Consider the following 14674-nt stretch of genomic DNA (forward strand, 5'->3'; position numbering starts at 1 on the left):
AAGGGCGTTACGAATACAGGTTGAAAGGTAAGCGCATCAGGCTTCAAGCCCGATGCCACGCAGGACAATACTCGTGACACTCTGCACCGCTCGCTCAAACTGCATGTCGCTCAACGCCTGCCCGTCATTGAGTAGTTCGATCTGATAATCAAAGTCGGCGTAATGCTGGGTCGAGGCCCAGATGATGTATAACAGATGCGCGGGATCGACCGAGGCGATGCGGTCTTCATCCACCCACTTGCGGATCTTGGCCTGCTTGAGTTTGGTCCACTCGACCAGGCTGTCGCTCAACTGTGTACCGAGCACCGGCGCACGGTGCATGACCTCGTTGGCCCAGATCTTCGAGCCGTGCGCTCGTGTGCGGGAATGGGTCATCTTGGCGCGGATGTAGGTAGTCAACACGACACGTGGATCATCAAAGAGTTCGAAGCACAGTGCATCCTGCTTCCATAATTCGAGCAACTCTAACAGTACCTCACGGTAGAGTTGTTCCTTGGTCGAAAAATAATAGTGCAGATTCGACTTGGGCAATTCGGCAAGCTGCGCGATGTCATTCATCGTCGCCCCGGCAAAGCCCTTTTCTGCGAAGATAGATTCCGCAGCCAGCAGAATTTTCTCCACATTGCGGCGCCGGATGGCACCTTTGCGATTCGCCACGCTTCCTCCACCGCATCCACGAAAAAGGGGACTTGAGTCCCCATCGCTACTTTACTCCGCTCTCCGTACGGGAGAAAGCGTCGCCACTGGTCACATCGCACATCTCAATCGTTTGATTGAGGTGCTTGCTTCTTCACCGCCGACATCCAGCCAATCTCGTCTTGATCGCCTTCTTTATGGCTTTCATTGGTATTCTCATCGTTACCGAGCAGTGCAGATAGCGTCTCACCCGGCGAGGTCACCATGTTTTCAAGCGCTTCGCCAATGGCCTGCCATATGACACTGCCGATATCCAACGAGGCACCGTCGAGCGACATCTGTAACGGAATATTGAGATTGATGACGCCGTCATCACCCTGCAGCACTGCCACCAGCTTTTTAAGGGGCAACTGTGTCTGGACATCGGGCACCGGCGCGCCGAGATCGACGCGATGCAACACTACGTGATTGTCAGCTCGCAGCGTACTGCCTTGTATCCGGTAATCGAGATCGAGGTTCACCTGCCCTCCTTCCACCTTATAGCCACCAAACTGGCGCACATAAGGCGCAAACGTCATTAGTTTCATGTGATCGAAATGCATCTGCAGATCACCGGAAAGAGGCTGACCGAGCGGGGAGAGAGTGCCCTCAATGCGCATCGGCGCATCTTTATCCACCTGACCGACCAGTTTGAGTTTTCCTTGGTTTTCAGCGGCCGTCGACAAGCCAGTAAGTTGCCCGGACAGCGCGGTAATATCGACATTGAAAGGCTGAGGCAGATGGCGGTCACTGAACTGGAGTTCACCTTGCGACACGCTCAGTTGGGAAAGCGAAAAGGGCATCGTCGAGCTGCGCTGTTCATCATCCTGCGTTTGTGACGACACGGTTTGGGAGGATGCGGGCGTTTCATCACTGGCAGGTGGCGTGAACGCTGTTAGGTTGGTGCCTAGCTGCTCAGTAATGATTGCCCTGAGAAAAGGCGCCTTAAGATCGATATGATCAATGTTCAGCGTTGCCGGAGAAGATGTGTAGGAAAAATCATTCATCGTGATGCGCTCTGCGCGGGCCAACGCTGCATTCTTGGCGCTATGAAGCTCAAGCCCAGTCAATGTCATGTCAGCACTGAGCTTGAGACCCGCGTCGCTAGCCTGTCCGGCCAGTACATGAATATCGCCTTTGATGACGCCCTGTACTACCTGAGCCTGCATCAACGACGAGAGGTAAGCTGAGAAGGTAGTAAGTGGAATGCCCTGGGGCGAAAACTCAAGATCAGCCAGCCACGGCGCAAAGCCGAGCTTACCGTTGGTCTTGAGCGTACCGCCATTCCAGGCAGCCTGTCCGGTTAGCGAAAAAGGCGTGTGGCTTTCGCTGTTGAACCCTTGGCCATCGAGGGCTATATGCTCAAGCGTCAACGTCGCGGGTTGGGCTCGATGGCGATTGATCCAGCTCAATTGTCCTTCGTCGATATGCAGATGATCAATACGCAGCGCTGAAGCCTCCGCACCGCCACTGCTACTGCTGAACAGGTGGGTCAGATTCCACTCACCATTTTGCCGCCAGACAAGCCGCACCCGAGGCGCCGAGAAGCGTAGCGCCTCGATTGTCCAGCCCTTTTGCCAAAGCGATGACCACCCCATATCGGCCACCACTTTTTTACTGGCCAGCACCGGCGGCTCATCCTGGGCGCTGCCCGCGATAGCGATATTATCCAGCGTGACCCTGGCGACAAACGGATTGACATCGACATCCTCAAGCGTCACTTCACGCCCGGTGAGCGTACTCAGCTGCTCGACGATGCGATGTTCGAGATAATATGGCAATAGCGCCAGCCCCACGCCTAGCAGCCCCAACACGATTAACGGCGGTAGCCACCAGCGCTTGGATGGCAGCCGCCCTCGCTTCATGTGCTCTGTACGTGTTTCTGACATGATGTGCTCCTGACAATAAAAAGCGGCCCTCAGGGGGCCGCTTTAAAAATGGCACCTTAACCGGTGTAGTGCCACTTAACTGTCATACTAAAATTGCCTAACGTACTGCCCCCATCACCTGCCTCGCGGGAGAAGTGGCGCAGGCCGAGACCACGCTGCCCACCATGATCAGACACGGTGATGGCAGAGGCGTAGCCGCAAGCTGCTCGGCCATGTCAGCAAGCGTTCCGGTCAGTGAGCGTTGTTCAGCAAGACTGGCATTGGCCACCAGCATGATCGGCCAGTCATCAGGCAGGCCAGCCTCACGCAACCGCTGACAGATCAGTCCGACCTTGGAGAGTCCCATATAGAAGATAAGTGTCTCATCGCGGCGGGCCAGTGCCTGCCAGTCCGGTTCACCGTCTTCACGACACTGCTGGGCAGTGATGAAGCGTAGCTGCTGGGCATGGCCGCGGTCGGTCAGCGGAACTCCCATGGTTGCCGCAGCCGCAGACGCTGCGGTAATACCCGGCACGATTTCAGCCGGCACGTCATGGTCCGCCAGCGCGGCAAGCTCCTCACCCATACGGGCAAACACCGCCGGATCGCCTCCTTTCAAGCGCACCACTGATTTGCCCTCACTCGCCAGGCGCACCAATAGCGCGCCAATCTCGGCTTGGGGCACGCTGTGATGACCGCGCGCCTTTCCAACGTAATAGCGCTCGACGCCCAAGCCGATCATCGCAAGAATATCGTCACCTACCAGCCGGTCGTAAACTACCGCATCGGCCTGTTGAATCAGCCGCCACGCCTTCAGCGTCAAAAGCTCGGCATCGCCCGGCCCGGCACCGACCAGGTAGACCTTACCCGGCTCGACGTTGCCGTTAACCGATGGCCAAACGTCACCTCTGCTCATGCTCGAACGCGTATCGGCCCATGAAAAACACCAGCGCTCCCATGACACCGTGGTTCTTGCAACTCCGCTCCGTAAGACGATGTCATGCCATTTGAGTCGCTTCATGAACCCGATCATGGGAACGTTCCTCGCTGACTTGTGTAGTCTGAATAAGTGTTTTTAATTCCGGAATGCATGAGCCGCATTGAGTGCCGCAGCACAACCGCTCACCCAACGACTCAACACTGTTAGCGCCTTCCTGGATCGCCTTGGTAATGGTCTTCTGCCCGACCTGATGACAGCTGCACACTACCGGGCCGGTATCTTCGCCCCCCGCTTCGCTGCCCGCCAGCAAACGTCGCCGCGCGTCGGCATCTATCGCTTCTTCGCCAAAGCGCTCATCTAGCCAGTTCAACGCGGGAAGCCCAGCGGGTGGCGCGACGGCCAGCCACCATTTGAGTCGGCCATTTTCCAGCGCAGCTGCGCGGAAAGTACCCTGACGCGTATCTTCGCACCATAACGTCGGCGCGCTACCCAGCACGTCGCGACAGAACACTGACCAATCGAGCGTCTCGCTGCCCGCCATCTGTAGTCTCTGACAATTGGCCATCGGAATACGCGCCCAATAATCGACCGCCGCCTTCACCCGTGCTGCCGAGCGTTCATTGGTTTCCTCCGCCAGCATCAGGCACGCCTCCCAGCGTGCAGCGAACGGCGCCAACTGCACCGCACCATGCTTGGATTCAGGCTGACCGGAAACGGGATCAACAACCGCCTCGATCAATGCCCCCATCCGCGCCCGGCCGGTAAACTGATCGTTCCAGTGCATCGGCACAAATACTTCGCCCCGCCGCTGAGCGGTAGCCAGCCGTATGCGAGCGACATATTCACCTTGCGCGTTATTGAGCCGGCCAAGGCCACCCTCGACGACACCCACCTTATGGGCATCGTCGGGATGAACGTCGATGTAGGGCTCGGCGCGATGATTCATCAGGCGCGGCGCGCGCGAGGTGCGGCTCATGGTATGCCACTGATCGCGAATTCGGCCGGTATTGAGGCGCAGCGGCGTGGCGTCCGTGAGCTGCTGTTGAGGCGCCTGAGCACGTACCGGGACCAGACGCGCCAGTCCATTGGGCGTGATGAAGCGGCCGTCCTCGAACAGCCGCGCGGTACCACCCGGTGCTTGAGCCGTGACCGGCCATTGAATCGGCTTGATCGCGTCATATCCTTCACGCCCCAGGCCAACGAGGCCGGAAATATCGAACAGGCGCCGGCCATGCTCCTGAGTATTCTCGAAGCCTGACAGCCGGGCATGCTCGTCAAAAATTTCATGAGGGTGCTGATAGGTGAAAGCGTCAGCAAAACCAAGCCGCTTGGCGACTTCACATAGTGTCCACCAATCGTTTTTGGCCTCGCCGGGAGGCGTCATCAGGCCACGCTGGCGCGAGATACGCCGCTCGGAGTTGGTTACCGTGCCGTCCTTCTCCGACCATGACGTCGCTGGCAGCACGATATCGGCATACTTCATCATGTCGGTGCCGGTCATGCACTCAGAGACAATCACCAGCGGGCATTTGGCAAGTGCACGCCGTACCCGGTTGGCATCCGGCATGCTGACGGCCGGATTAGTGGCCATCACCCATAGCGCCTGGATCTCGCCGCGCTCGATGGCATCAAAGAGATCCACCGCCTTGTGCCCCGGCTGCGTCGGCAACGTGGGTATCAAGGTATCGGTGGCCCAGAAGCGCGTGACACGGTCAATCGCACCGGGGGTGTGATAATCCATGTGGGCAGCAAGCTGATTGGCAAGCCCACCCACTTCGCGCCCTCCCATCGCATTGGGCTGACCAGTGATCGAGAACGGCCCACCGCCTGGGATGCCGATCTTTCCGCCGGCCAGATGACAATTGATGATCGCGTTGGACTTGTCGGTGCCAGAGGTAGACTGGTTGACGCCTTGAGAATATAGCGTGACCACGTGAAGCTGCGTGGCAAACCAGTAGTAGAACGTCTCAAGCGCCTCCATATCGATATCGCAATACGCCGCGATATCTTCAAGTGACTCGCTATCGGCACTCGCAGCGGCAAGAGCCTCCTGAAAGCCCTGGGTATGCGCCTCAAGATAAGGCTTGTCGAGATGGCCGCGCTGCGCCATGTAGGTCAACAATCCGTTGAACAGCCGTGTGTCGCTGCCCGGCGTAATGCCGAGATAGAGATCGGCAATTTCGCAGGTATCGGTGACACGCGGATCGATTACCACCACGCGCATCAACGGGTTGCGACGCTTGGCGGTGCGTACACGCTGGTAGAGTACCGGGTGGTTCCAGGCCAGATTGCTGCCCACCAGGACCAATAACTCGGCTTCTTCAATATCTTCATAGCAACAGGGCACCGCATCGGCGCCAAAGGCGCGCTTGTAGCCCGCCACAGCCGAGGCCATGCACAGCCGCGAGTTGGTATCGACATGCGGGGTGCCAAGAAACCCCTTGAAGAGTTTATTGGCTATATAGTAATCCTCGGTCAACAACTGTCCCGACAGGTAACCGGCGATCGCGCCGCCGCCCTGCTGCGACATGACCCTGCCCAGACGAGTAGCAACACTATCCAACGCCTCATCCCAACTGACCTCATGACCATCGACGCGCGGCATCAGCACGCGATCATTTGATCCGAGCGTTTCGTGCAGCGCCGATCCTTTGACGCAGAGCTTACCGTAGTTGGCCGGATGTTCCCGATCGCCCTGAACGCCGACCATAACCTCACAACCGTCGCGTTTTTCTATATCAGCAATGACGCCGCAGCCGACACCGCAGTAAGGGCAGGTGGTTGTCGCTCGCATGTCATGTTCTCCCGTCTGGTTGGCGCCCTCGCCGTTTGCTTGGCGTTCACAGCTGCGCCATAAACGCTATGAGGGTACGCCATAAACAAAGAGGCCTGGCCTCACGGTGACGTGAAGCCAGGCCTCTTTGCCTGTCAAAATCTTTCGTATATCGCACGACTATCTGTTCGTGCGATTAGTCGATGCTGGTCTGACGCCGTCGTTGGCGTATGCAAAGGAACGTTCCCAGCCCTATAAACCAAGCAGATATCATACCCACTATATAAATTACCTTAAAAATCATTAACTTGTAATTAAAACAATTCAAACCATGAATGATTCTGCCGGCTGTACGCACCATGCACGTGCAATTTGCATGCGCCGTGCACATCAAGCGGACATTAATCGATAAGCTGTGGCCTCCCCTCACCCATCTCCAAACATTATGTTATTGATTTTAAATAACTAAATTAAGAATGGCATGGTAATCGCTTAATTTAGACAACCCTGGTCAACGTTGACCTAAGCAAGACCAAGCAAGAAGACCGTCTACACGTTAAAGCATTTAGGCAATGGCGCCTGATGGCTGAGCCGGAGAATTTCCTCCGCCAGCCTCAGGCGCCATTTTCGTTTCTGGGACAGACGGGACTTCGCAACCGCATAGCGAGACGCCCTATGACAGAGCTAAGACAGATACAGCGAGCACAGCACCGCCAGCGCCTGGTCGTGATTGGTAACGGTATGGCCGGCCATCGTCTACTGGAGCAGCTGGTGGCGCGCGACGATCGTTCGCAGGAGATCCATGTTTTCGGCGATGAACCCTCTCCAGCCTACAATCGCATTATGCTGTCGCCGCTGTTGGCCGGCGAAATCACCCCAGACGCCATTGCCCTGCATGACCGCGACTGGTATGCCGCCAACGACATCACGCTGCACTGCGACAGTCCCGTGATGACCATTGATCGTGAGCGTCGCGAAGTCGTTAGCGCCGAAGGTACGCGCACGCCTTATGACCAGCTGGTACTGGCCACTGGCTCACGTCCGACCAAATTTCCACTGCCGGGCAGCGAGCTGGACGGCATTCATGGTTTTCGTACTACCCATGATGTAGACACGCTGACTCGCGCTCAAGAGCACGGGGAACACGCCGTGGTGATTGGCGGCGGCCTGCTCGGCCTGGAAGCCGCCGAAGGACTGCGCAAGCGTGGCATGAGCATCACGGTCGTGCATCTGGGTCATCATCTGCTCAACCGACAACTCGATGAATATGCCGCCAGGCTGTTACAGCAGGAGCTTGAAACCCGTGGGCTTCACTTTGAGCTAGGTACGCTGGCGACCGCTTTTAATGACAACGGTCAAGGGCGCGTTAGTAGTGTCACCCTCAAAAACGGCCATACGCTAAAGGCTGACACTGTCGTCGTGGCCGCCGGCATTACGCCCAACGCCGAACTCGGACGCGATGCCGGGCTCGCCTGCGGCCGTGCGATCATCGTCGATGACGGCATGAGGACCAGTGACCCATCAATCTACGCGCTTGGCGAGTGCTGCGAATTCGAAACAACGACTTATGGCTTGGTCGAGCCGATCTGGCGGCAAGCCGAAGTTCTCGCCGCACGCCTGTGCGGTAAAGACGCGCGCTACCGTGACGCCCTGACCGCCACCAAGCTTAAAGTCAGCGGTATCAACCTTTATGCGTTTGGCGTGCTCGATGCGAGCGACGAGCCCGCCGTTCACGATGACGTACTGACCTATTTCGATCCGGAAAACGGCGATTACCGCCGCCTGATACTGCGCGACAACCGCCTGATCGGCGCCGTGCTGTACGGCGACACCGCCGCCGGTCCCTGGTATTTCCAACAATCTCTGGACAGCCGCGATCTCAGCCATTGCCGAGACGCGCTGCTGTTCGGCGCCCATGACGCTACTCAGCGACTCGAGGAGGCCGCATGACCACTCTTCCCACGACCAAGAAACAACTCATCATCATCGGCAATGGCATGGTGGGTCACCACTGCATCGAGCAATTGATTGAGCGCGGCGCCACCGAGCACTACACCATTCACATCTTCGGTGAAGAACGTCACCGTGCCTATGACCGTGTTCATTTGTCTGAGTATTTCTCGGGCCGTGACGCCGAGGCACTCGCCCTGGGTGACCATGACCTGCACCGCACTCATGGTATCGAACTGCACCTGGGCGAATGCGTCAGCAAGATCGACCGTGATGCCGGTGAAATTTTCACTACCGACGGCCGCTATCATTACGACAGCCTGATCCTGGCTACCGGCTCCTATCCCTTCGTGCCGCCGATCCCCGGCGCCGAGGAAGGCCAGCCCAACCGGTTGGTTTATCGCACGCTTGATGATCTCGACCAGATTCGCGATGCCGCCAAGAATGCCAAGCGCGGCGTGGTAATTGGCGGTGGGCTGCTTGGCCTCGAAGCGGCCAATGCGTTGAAATCACTAGGTATCGAAGCTCACGTGGTGGAATTTGCACCACGGCTTATGCCGGTGCAACTCGACGAGCAAGGCGGCGCGGCGCTGCGTGAGCAGATCGAAGCGCTGGGCGTTGGCGTGCATACCGGCTGCGCGACTGAGGAAATCGTGGCGGGCGATGAATACCGCTATCGGATGAACTTCAAGGGCGGTGAGCATCTCGAAACCGATCTGATCGTATTCTCGGCCGGGATTCGTCCGCAAGACAAGCTCGCCCGTGAATGCAGCCTCGAAATTGGCGAGCGCGGCGGCATCATCATTGATGACACCTGCCGTACATCCGACCCGGAAATCTTCGCGATTGGCGAGTGCGCGCTGTGGAATGGTCAGGTCTTCGGCCTGGTAGCGCCCGGCTACACCATGGCACGCACCGTCGCCGGCTGCCTGATGGGTGACTGCGAGTCATTTTCCGGCGCCGACATGTCGACCAAACTGAAGCTGCTGGGCGTCGATGTCGGCTCGATCGGCGATGCCCATGCCAAGACCGAGGGTGCCAAAAGCTACCGCTATATCGACGAAGCCAATAGCGCCTATCGCCGCCTGGTCGTCTCCGCTGATGGCAAGCATGTCATCGGCGCGGTGCTGGTCGGTGACAATAGCTACTACGATACATTGCTGCAGTACGCCCAGAACGGCATCAAGTTGCCCGCCGATCCGGCCAGTCTTATTCTGCCGCAGTCAGAGGGCACTCCGACCCTTGGTGCAGACGCCCTGCCCGAGACGGCAATGATCTGCTCGTGCCACAACGTGACCAAGGGAGCGGTGTGCAAGGCGGTTGACGCCGGCTGCAGCGATCTCGCTTCGCTCAAGGCCGAGACCAAGGCCAGCACCGGCTGCGGCGGCTGTGCGGCACTGCTCAAGTCGGTCTTTGATCATGAACTCGAATCACGTGGCATTGAAGTCGACAAGAGCCTGTGTGAACACTTTTCTCACACTCGTCAGGAGCTCTACTCGCTTGTTCGCGTCGAGGGCATCGAGACCTTTGACGCGCTGATGGAAAAACACGGTAACGGCGGATTGGGATGCGATATTTGCAAACCTGCGGTGGCCTCAATCCTGGCATCAAGCTGGAACAAGCCGATCACGGACCCATCGAACGTACCGTTGCAGGATACCAATGACACCTTCATGGCCAACATGCAGAAGAACGGCACCTACTCGGTAGTGCCGCGTATTCCGGGCGGCGAGATCACCCCTGACAAGTTGATCGCGATTGGTGCCGTGGCCAAGAAATATGATCTCTATACCAAGATCACCGGTGGCCAGCGTATCGATCTGTTCGGCGCGCAACTTCATGATCTGCCGGACATCTGGCAGGAACTGATCGAGGCCGGCTTCGAAACCGGCCACGCCTACGGCAAGTCGACACGTACCGTGAAATCCTGCGTCGGCAGTACATGGTGCCGTTACGGCGTGCAGGATAGCGTGGCAATGGCACTGCGGATCGAAGATCGTTACAAGGGCTTGCGCTCCCCCCACAAACTCAAGTTCGCCGTTTCCGGCTGTACCCGCGAATGCGCCGAGGCACAAAGCAAGGACGTCGGTGTCATTGCTACTGACAAGGGTTGGAACCTCTACATCAGTGGCAACGGTGGAATGCGTCCCCGCCATGCCGAGCTGTTCGCTACCGATCTCGATGACGAGACGCTGATCAAGTACATCGACCGTTTCCTGATGTTCTACATCCGCACTGCCGACAAACTCACGCGCACCTCGGTGTGGCGCGAGAGCCTCGATGGTGGGTTGGATTATCTCAAGGAGGTCATTATCGAGGACAGCCTGGGTATCGGCGCTGAACTTGAAGCGCAGATGCAACACGTGGTTGATCATTACGAATGTGAATGGGCCAACGCACTGAAGGATCCTGAGAAGCTCAAGCGCTTCCGCACCTTCGTCAACGACCAACGCCCTGACCCGGCGATCACCTTCGTTGATGAACGCGGCCAGAAGCGGCCGATGCGGGCCGAGGAATTGTCCAACAAGATCATTGCCAAGGAGATCAGCTGATGACAACTGCGCTCAAAGATACTGCCATGAAAAATGACACCCTGCAGGACACTCGCTGGCAGCGGCTGTGTAACAAGGCCGATCTGGTCGCTAATTCTGGCGTCGTGGCATGGTGGCAGGATGATCAGGTCGCGCTGATTTATGTACCCAAGGGCCGCTCAGGAAAGACCGAACTTTATGCCATCGATAATCACGATCCGTTCTCCAATGCGAACGTTCTGGGCCGTGGCATTGTTGGCGACAAAGGAGGGGAAGTCGTTATCGCGTCACCTCTCTACAAGCAGCATTTCCGTCTCAGGGATGGTATCTGTCTAGAGGATGAAACAGTGCAGCTACGCACTTGGCAAGTGCGACTGCAGGGTGATGAAGTACAGATATCAGGCTGATGTTCCGTCACTCGACTACACTGGCAGGTGACAATCGATTGTTGGGAGATTAAGCCACATGGAAGAACGTGTCTGCGACTGCACCTATTGTGATGTCGTCGTGCCAGAAAGTGCCGTGACCATTAATGGCAAGGTATTTTGCTGTGAAGCCTGCGCCTCGGCTCACCCGGATCGCCAACCGTGCCAGGATCCAGAATGCGACTGCTACAATCATGGCTGGGGTGGTCTTAAGTCCTGACGGAATAAGCGATAGCCCATAAAAAGCCCGCATCTGACGATGCGGGCTTTTACTATTCATTGAGGCATTAAGCGATTCCATGTCCGATCAGCTGTCTTTTTTGTTAACCGCCTCTTCGATCAGTCGCTCTTTTTCGCTCTTGGGCGCCGTGCGCAGTTCTTCTTCAAATTCACTGTAAATACCTCGATAGGTATTGCAAGAAGAACAAAATACTTTGTTGTCCGGGTTGTGTACTTCAGAGACACGTACTCGATGGCTACCGCAACTCGGGCATGGCGTTGGCATGCGCAACTCTTCGGATAAATCAGTCATGATCACACTCCCTGTCAATGATAACCAATCGTCAGTCTAATCCACTCATTTGCCATCATCGACACTATTGCTGAGATACTGCTGAACAAAGGGGCTGCCAGCCAGAATGGTGTATAAGCAGCCATAAGCCTGCATCGCAACTTTCAGGGTAGAGATAGCAAAAACCCGGTCCATGACCGGGTTTTCGATAAAGCCCTTAGCCTCATTAGCGACGCTTAAGCGTTAAATCATTGCTTGACTGCATTTTCGTGAAGTTACGGTCCAGAAGTTGCAGATCACCGTCACCTAAAGGCAAGAGGTTGTAAATATCGTTGCCATTAGGTCCTTTCAATTGATACACCACGGGATAGCTATTAGGACCAACATCTTCCAGTACCAGTACAGATCCCTTGTTAGTCATGGGCTCCTGACTTTTACCGAGACGGGTACTCTTCAGCGTGTAATTTGCCGCGATATTGTCCTGATTCTTTATTTCCAACTGGGTGCGAATGCCTGAGCAATCGGGGCAAGGCAGCACGCCTTCATAAGTTCCTGCCGCACGCTGGTAAGGCGATTGCTGATCAGGGCCACCGCTGGCACAACCCGCAAGTGCGGTAACAGCCGAAAGAGCAAATACTGAAGTCATAGTCTTAAGCCGCATTATCGAACCTCCTTTTCGAAAAGATGCACTTTGAGCCTAGTCAGGTTTTCCTATCTCTGCAAAGTAGGGCTACTCATTGCACATTTGATGGATTGAATGTGAAGAGTAAGCAACGGCACAAGATATTAGGCCAGAACGTGATACGCTTACGTTTTCTCACCACGTTATTGTCCTGTATGTGTAAATTCCTTCTTGTGGTACTGGCTTTGTTTTTGTCTCGGCCCACCGTTGCAGACACGATGGCGCTGCATTATCAAGCGTTTAATCAGCAACTCGAAGAGTTTGCCAAGGATACTGCCATCGATCGATATGACGTGACTCATCTCTCAGAAGGAAATATCCATATTGTCCTCTGGTACAAGCCTGGTGAACATTTCTCGAATGAAGAACTGTCAGCCCATACCGATGGCGTCTGCTTCGGTATGCTTAAACAGGCTATCCAAGCTGGCGCACGTCCTTTCCTTACCCCGATGAGTATCACCTGTGAAGCCCGCCAGGCAGATAGTGAACTACCAAATGCGCGAGGCCACGCATTAGGTCAAAGCCACTATGACGTGAAAAACGATACGTTCGTTTATTCAGTCACGCCCTCTTCACAACGCTAACAAGGCCTGACAACGCCAGGGGGGTGATGATAGTCATAGGGAATAACAGTGATCACCATTCAGCGGGCAATCATCCCGGCAGACCGAAATCTTCCGGATTTTGTCCTTCGGCAATCAGAAAATCAGCGACCATTTGCTCTTCATCGTCATAAGCAGGTCCATGACGATGTACAAACCCGATCAAGCGATCTTCATCGAAGTTTTCATACCATTCCCAATCGACATAACGGCTACTGACGAACCACATCTGAGCTTGTGTAAGCGTTTTGATATCCATAGTTTCTCCTTTCGTTATAGCCCTGATTTATACCTACCTTAGTTCGATTTCATCTCGACTTCGAGTTGGCACCGTACCAATCGTTAAAATCAAGATATAGCCTATAAATCATGCGTTTTTTGAAACCCATATTATGTAAAGGAAAGATACACTACTTACATATCTACTACTTAGCCCTGCCGCTAGCCACCTCTGAAGCTGCACCAGCCAAGTAAGTTAGCCCACATTACTTATTACAAGATTTAGACATTTGTGAGGTAACACCATGACCACTATCGTTTGGGACGGCACAACACTAGCTACCGATTCACTGATTAGTGTAAGCGGCGCGACCTATAACCATGCTCAGAAATTGTTCAAGCTCGATAATGGCGAATGGGTTGCCTTTGCAGGTGAACAGCAGGGATGGTGGGAAGTCATGGAGTGGCTTAATGCTGGTGCGCCGAAACATGACAAACCCCATGTTTCACGGATCGAAATGATCATCGCCGGCCCCAATGGCGTCTTTGAAATGTTCGACCGCCTCGTCAGGATGCCGGTTAATGGCCCCGTATCCTACGGCACAGGTTGGAAGTGGGCACTCGCCGCCATGGATCACGGCAAGCATGCCATCGAAGCCGTGCAATATGCGATAACACGCGATCACGACAGTGGAGGCGACATTCAATCCATCAAGATCCATGACGCTATTCCTGCAGCGCTGGTCAAATCGCTCGTGACGCACTGCCAGGAAAGCGCCATCAGCCCAGCACTAGCCTAGCACTACCTTCTTTACCACAGTCATGATTGATAGCCGACAGGGTTAACCTGCCGGCTTCATGATAGCTCTGCTTTAATAGCTTTTTAACCGATATACTTTCTGCTTGTGTCTGCTAAAAATTAATTAATCAGCTGAGTGGCTTCCTAGCTCACGTTTACAGTCTTTTTAATGGTGCCATTCAATATTGAAGCTATGCTCTTTTAGCGATTCAGCGCTAAATTATTGAATTGGATCACGGTAACAAGCAAAGGGAATCTATGGTCACGGTATTCTGGATCGCCATGTTCATTGCGATGCTGGCCGGGTACGGCATGGTTCGTGGTTTCTCGATGAATGTTTGCAAAAAGATCCTGCTCATGGCGTGTGGCGCAGCCATTGCTGCATTAAGTGAAATCGGCGGTTTAGTGGCATGGAGTTTGGTTGCACTACTGTGCCTGAGCATACTTTTTCTCTGCTTCTTCCATGACAGGACGCCTCGAGCAATGCCACAGCGCATCAACCGGCAGACAGAGCGCTCAATGCAACGTCTTGCCAACGCCAGGCATAAGCATCCTCACTCTTAACTTTACGTTGTGTCTGCTGCTCTTGTTCCCCCGTTGCCTGCCGTACTAATTCCCTCCTTTGCAACCCAGTGTCATTAAAAGCCTTATCCGATAATGCCCCGGTGTAGCCTATGTGAACTAAATTAAAGCGAAGGC

General features: G+C 55.3%; 14 protein-coding genes. 7 read left to right on the top strand and 7 right to left on the bottom strand.

From position 1 onward, the window contains the following. Positions 1 to 36: 36 nt before the first annotated feature. The 4 genes from C3Z11_RS07890 to C3Z11_RS07905 form a co-directional block, all read right to left on the bottom strand. A complete protein-coding gene (locus tag C3Z11_RS07890) occupies positions 37 to 657 on the bottom strand; it encodes a TetR/AcrR family transcriptional regulator (protein WP_106477384.1) in 621 nt (206 codons plus the stop codon). A gap of 104 nt (positions 658 to 761) precedes the next feature. Next, the gene (locus tag C3Z11_RS07895) at positions 762 to 2564 is read right to left on the bottom strand and encodes an AsmA family protein (RefSeq protein WP_106477385.1); all 1803 of its coding nucleotides are present in this window, start codon (positions 2562 to 2564) and stop codon (positions 762 to 764) included. A gap of 97 nt (positions 2565 to 2661) precedes the next feature. Continuing rightward, positions 2662 to 3459, bottom strand: coding sequence for a uroporphyrinogen-III C-methyltransferase (gene cobA, locus C3Z11_RS07900; protein WP_106477767.1), 798 nt, complete (start codon positions 3457 to 3459; stop codon positions 2662 to 2664). A gap of 82 nt (positions 3460 to 3541) precedes the next feature. Continuing rightward, on the bottom strand, positions 3542 to 6277 hold the full coding sequence (locus C3Z11_RS07905; protein ID WP_106477386.1) for a nitrate reductase: 2736 nt from the start codon (positions 6275 to 6277) through the stop codon (positions 3542 to 3544). A gap of 654 nt (positions 6278 to 6931) precedes the next feature. Here C3Z11_RS07905 and C3Z11_RS07910 point away from each other — a divergent pair. Genes C3Z11_RS07910 through C3Z11_RS17280 form a run of 4 tightly spaced genes read left to right on the top strand, consistent with a single transcriptional unit; the run spans position 6932 to position 11382 of the window. Beyond that, positions 6932 to 8206 (top strand): NAD(P)/FAD-dependent oxidoreductase, encoded by a 1275-nt coding sequence (locus C3Z11_RS07910; protein ID WP_106477387.1) that lies wholly within the window; start codon positions 6932 to 6934, stop codon positions 8204 to 8206. Continuing rightward, the gene (gene nirB / locus C3Z11_RS07915) at positions 8203 to 10758 is read left to right on the top strand and encodes a nitrite reductase large subunit NirB (protein WP_106477388.1); all 2556 of its coding nucleotides are present in this window, start codon (positions 8203 to 8205) and stop codon (positions 10756 to 10758) included. The genes C3Z11_RS07910 and nirB overlap by 4 nt, the downstream gene beginning before the upstream one ends. Beyond that, positions 10758 to 11144, top strand: coding sequence for a nitrite reductase small subunit NirD (nirD, locus tag C3Z11_RS07920; protein ID WP_106477389.1), 387 nt, complete (start codon positions 10758 to 10760; stop codon positions 11142 to 11144). Before nirB ends, nirD begins: the two co-directional genes overlap by 1 nt. Positions 11145 to 11202: 58 nt before the next feature. Beyond that, entirely contained in the window at positions 11203 to 11382 is a 180-nt protein-coding gene (locus C3Z11_RS17280) for a hypothetical protein (protein ID WP_106477390.1), read from the top strand. 87 nt (positions 11383 to 11469) lie between these two features. On the opposite strand, the gene C3Z11_RS07930 is transcribed toward C3Z11_RS17280, so the two are convergent. Then, a complete protein-coding gene (locus C3Z11_RS07930; protein ID WP_106477391.1) occupies positions 11470 to 11694 on the bottom strand; it encodes a hypothetical protein in 225 nt (74 codons plus the stop codon). A 205-nt stretch (positions 11695 to 11899) separates the two neighbouring features. Next, the gene (locus C3Z11_RS07935) at positions 11900 to 12334 is read right to left on the bottom strand and encodes a copper resistance protein NlpE N-terminal domain-containing protein (protein WP_106477392.1); all 435 of its coding nucleotides are present in this window, start codon (positions 12332 to 12334) and stop codon (positions 11900 to 11902) included. Between the two features lie 98 nt (positions 12335 to 12432). Between C3Z11_RS07935 and C3Z11_RS07940 the strand changes: the two genes are divergently transcribed. After that, complete coding sequence (locus C3Z11_RS07940; protein WP_158700951.1) at positions 12433 to 12939, top strand: hypothetical protein; 507 nt, start codon at positions 12433 to 12435, stop codon at positions 12937 to 12939. A gap of 70 nt (positions 12940 to 13009) precedes the next feature. Here C3Z11_RS07940 and C3Z11_RS07945 read toward each other — a convergent pair whose 3' ends face one another. Continuing rightward, the gene (locus tag C3Z11_RS07945) at positions 13010 to 13216 is read right to left on the bottom strand and encodes a hypothetical protein (RefSeq protein WP_106477394.1); all 207 of its coding nucleotides are present in this window, start codon (positions 13214 to 13216) and stop codon (positions 13010 to 13012) included. Positions 13217 to 13481: 265 nt separating this feature from the next. On the opposite strand from C3Z11_RS07945, the gene C3Z11_RS07950 reads away from it, so the two are divergent. Next, positions 13482 to 13976, top strand: coding sequence for a 20S proteasome subunit A/B (locus C3Z11_RS07950; RefSeq protein WP_262927300.1), 495 nt, complete (start codon positions 13482 to 13484; stop codon positions 13974 to 13976). Between the two features lie 257 nt (positions 13977 to 14233). Next, positions 14234 to 14539, top strand: coding sequence for a hypothetical protein (locus C3Z11_RS07955; RefSeq protein WP_106477395.1), 306 nt, complete (start codon positions 14234 to 14236; stop codon positions 14537 to 14539). Positions 14540 to 14674: the final 135 nt, after the last annotated feature.

This window comes from Phytohalomonas tamaricis (assembly GCF_003012345.1).
Lineage (GTDB): Bacteria > Pseudomonadota > Gammaproteobacteria > Pseudomonadales > Halomonadaceae > Phytohalomonas > Phytohalomonas tamaricis.

Excerpts from the sequence above, each read along its gene's own strand:
- cobA (WP_106477767.1), bottom strand. The coding sequence starts at position 3,459 with ATGAGCAGAGGTGACGTTTGGCCATCGGTTAACGGCAACGTCGAGCCG.
- nirB (WP_106477388.1), top strand. The coding sequence starts at position 8,203 with ATGACCACTCTTCCCACGACCAAGAAACAACTCATCATCATCGGCAAT.
- C3Z11_RS07950 (WP_262927300.1), top strand. The coding sequence starts at position 13,482 with ATGACCACTATCGTTTGGGACGGCACAACACTAGCTACCGATTCACTG.
- C3Z11_RS07930 (WP_106477391.1), bottom strand. The coding sequence starts at position 11,694 with ATGACTGATTTATCCGAAGAGTTGCGCATGCCAACGCCATGCCCGAGT.
- C3Z11_RS07955 (WP_106477395.1), top strand. The coding sequence starts at position 14,234 with ATGGTCACGGTATTCTGGATCGCCATGTTCATTGCGATGCTGGCCGGG.
- C3Z11_RS07910 (WP_106477387.1), top strand. The coding sequence starts at position 6,932 with ATGACAGAGCTAAGACAGATACAGCGAGCACAGCACCGCCAGCGCCTG.
- C3Z11_RS17280 (WP_106477390.1), top strand. The coding sequence starts at position 11,203 with ATGGAAGAACGTGTCTGCGACTGCACCTATTGTGATGTCGTCGTGCCA.
- C3Z11_RS07945 (WP_106477394.1), bottom strand. The coding sequence starts at position 13,216 with ATGGATATCAAAACGCTTACACAAGCTCAGATGTGGTTCGTCAGTAGC.
- nirD (WP_106477389.1), top strand. The coding sequence starts at position 10,758 with ATGACAACTGCGCTCAAAGATACTGCCATGAAAAATGACACCCTGCAG.
- C3Z11_RS07935 (WP_106477392.1), bottom strand. The coding sequence starts at position 12,334 with ATGCGGCTTAAGACTATGACTTCAGTATTTGCTCTTTCGGCTGTTACC.
- C3Z11_RS07905 (WP_106477386.1), bottom strand. The coding sequence starts at position 6,277 with ATGCGAGCGACAACCACCTGCCCTTACTGCGGTGTCGGCTGCGGCGTC.
- C3Z11_RS07895 (WP_106477385.1), bottom strand. The coding sequence starts at position 2,564 with ATGTCAGAAACACGTACAGAGCACATGAAGCGAGGGCGGCTGCCATCC.